This window comes from Brevibacillus panacihumi W25 (genome assembly GCF_000503775.1).
GTDB lineage: Bacteria > Bacillota > Bacilli > Brevibacillales > Brevibacillaceae > Brevibacillus > Brevibacillus panacihumi_A.
Genome location: NZ_KI629788.1, coordinates 1 through 2,671, shown reverse-complemented (window position 1 = coordinate 2,671; position 2,671 = coordinate 1). Strand labels below are relative to the sequence as shown.

The following is a 2,671-nucleotide window of genomic DNA, read 5'->3' as shown; positions in this document are numbered from 1 at the left end:
TACACGGTAAATAATTTAGGGGTTGGCAAGTGGTACATTTTTAATTGCCATTTGATACATTTCTTACTTGCCAAAAACAGAGTGCCACTAATAGATTTTCCCGTGATAGGACTTTCCCCAACAACTCCATAAACGATACCCTTTCCTCCGCATACATCCTTCTAGTCTTGCCGGACAATACTCAGCCCTCTCCTGTACCCTCAGGGCTTCACCCTTATTCTCCAAGAGTAGTTCCTTACGGAATTCTGCTTCAACGTATCATCACGAAAGTGATTAGCGGATGTATTGACTTAATGTTCAGCCCTTTCCCGTTCAAGCGTCCTTTACTTGGGTACTATGGCTTCTGCTGACTTCTGCATGTTCAGCATCTCCTTACGGAGACGGTTACCAACATTTGAAGGCGTTACATGCAGACCTCCCCAGGTAAGAGCGATAACTTTCATCCCATGTACCTGCCCAAGTTTCCTGCTGTATTCCTAGGCTGTATGGGGCTTTGCCTTGTTCTGCAGACTCGCCCGAATACAACAGCCTCGAATTGGGTTCGTGTACCTCAGGTCGGGACTTTGCCGCCGGCTTCCTTCAAATTCCACCTCGCGGTGGACACCCTTGCCTTGAGCTAACGGTTGGTACAGCCAACCCCCGTTCGGGACTTACACCCTAGAGCTATCGCCCATGCTGGGCGCACAGAAAACGAGCCTTAGAAATTTCTTTCTATGGCTCGTCTACGTTTAGAGAATCGATATTAATTTTTATTCAGTGTAATAATTGTAATACTCAAAATCACCACGCTGATCAATAACGTCTTGTAAAGTTTTATTGCTTGCTTTCCCAGGATCATTTACAAGAATCATACTGGGCGTGATCTCATTGTAGTTTGGATTTCCGTCTTCGTCAACTGAGAGTGTTCCCTGAAAGCCAACCGCAACAACCGTATGATTAGGAACACGGAGCATGATAGGAATACGTTGGTCATAAACCAAGTCAAAAATTTCATCTCTTAGTTGCTTAAAGGTACCAGATGTTTTTCCCTCATAGGTATGATTATAAACCGAAGCGGCAACCCACCAATCAAACGGACAATCCTTAGGTTGCATGTCATCCAATAAAATACCTGGATCAACTGAGTCTCCATATTTTTTGAAGATCATAGCAACTGATGTAATAATACAACCTTCACTTCTCATAGTATCCTTACAGGAAGTTTTGCGACTACCCCAAGGCGAGTCTCCTTGACCAAAGTATTCAACACGCAAATTACGAGAAAATGTTTTCCTTGCCATATTTTCCATTCCTCCTTTTTTTTGAGATCTTCGATCTCACTTATATAGGAAAAAAATATGGCGATTGAACAACCTCTTAAAAAATATTAATCAGGGGCCATCATCTGCTTTCATAGCTCGCTTAGTTACAGGCCCAATTCAAAGCTAAATGAACTCTGATTCCAACTAATCGCTGGTTTGGTCACCTTATCTAACAGATCTCAGACTGTTCATTGCTATAGTAGAAGTAGGTAATATTGTAGGGTAAAAATACAAAAAAGCACTTGCTAGCATCACTACTTCCTCCTAACTTTAGGTTTGTGACAAATTAGCGAAGCTTACCTCGTCTCTAGTTGATCGCCTAGTGTAAAACAATCATATCTTCTCAATCACGCGCGAAAGTTTTCGCAAAGCAAACCATGGATCGGATTCCTCAATTGCTTAAAGCGGCTATCAAGTGCTTAGGCAATTTCAGCTGCAAAACTGAGTATTTTACTTGCAAAAAAACAGGTTAAGTGTCTTTTATAGTACGGAAGATTCACATATGCCTTATTATTTCAGTCTCTCATATATTGTAAGCATTCCAATATTTTATGTTACGATAGAATTGAAAATCTCCTTGAAAGAACAGGCGCATGGCTTTAACTCCTCTATGAATGCTCGACGATCACGTTTACTCATGACATTCTCTCGGTCCTTTTACGATTTAATTCGAATCTACTATACCTTAAGTGAACTGTCCAATTCAGTATAGCCGATTCATAATAATGGAAATCAAATTTTGGCCTGTGGGGAAAGAAGCAAAGGGAGGTGTTACCTTGGAGCGAGCGATTCACATTTTTCCGGAACTTGAACAGGTTGATTTGATCCAATCAGTCCGAAAAAAATACGATCCCTTGTACACTTGCATATCTCCTCATATCACGCTGGTTTATCCTTTTGAAAGCGATATCACAAACACCGATCTCCATCATCATGTGAAACAAGCCGTAACCGGGTTTCAGCCATTTCTCATCCGCTTGGAAGAAATCACAGCTTCCAATGATCACTATCTATTCTTAAATGTGAAACAGGGCAACGATCAAATCATTGCTTTGCATGATAAGCTCTATACGGGGCCTCTGGTTACATATCGCAGCTACATGCATACCTATCTCCCCCATTTGACCGTTGGAAGACTCAAACATGAGCATGATGTAGAAGAAGCACTCAAAGACACACGTTCTTTTAATCATCGTTTTGAAACACGAGTCAGCCAGGTAATTGTCGAAAGGATCGATCATAACGGGCTGTCAATCATCGATTTTGCTGTCTCTTTTCCGTAGTCGAAACCCAATCGAGTAGGAGGGGGTGACTAACCCCCGTCCTCTCACACCACCGTACGTACCGTTCGGTATACGGCGGTTCATTTA

Annotated in this window: 2 protein-coding genes; one reads left to right on the top strand and one right to left on the bottom strand. The window is 42.0% G+C overall.

Annotation, left to right across the window (positions count from 1 at the left end; genetic code table 11):
* Window positions 1-749 precede the first annotated feature (749 nt).
* Window positions 750-1,280, bottom strand: a complete 531-nt coding sequence (locus T458_RS55895) for a hypothetical protein (protein WP_023555610.1) — start codon at window positions 1,278-1,280, stop codon at window positions 750-752.
* Between the two features lie 797 nt (window positions 1,281-2,077).
* Here T458_RS55895 and T458_RS55890 point away from each other — a divergent pair.
* Window positions 2,078-2,584, top strand: coding sequence for a 2'-5' RNA ligase family protein (locus T458_RS55890; RefSeq protein ID WP_031306400.1), 507 nt, complete (start codon window positions 2,078-2,080; stop codon window positions 2,582-2,584).
* Window positions 2,585-2,671 lie beyond the last annotated feature (87 nt).

Excerpts from the sequence above, each read along its gene's own strand:
- T458_RS55895 (WP_023555610.1), bottom strand. The coding sequence starts at position 1,280 with ATGGCAAGGAAAACATTTTCTCGTAATTTGCGTGTTGAATACTTTGGT.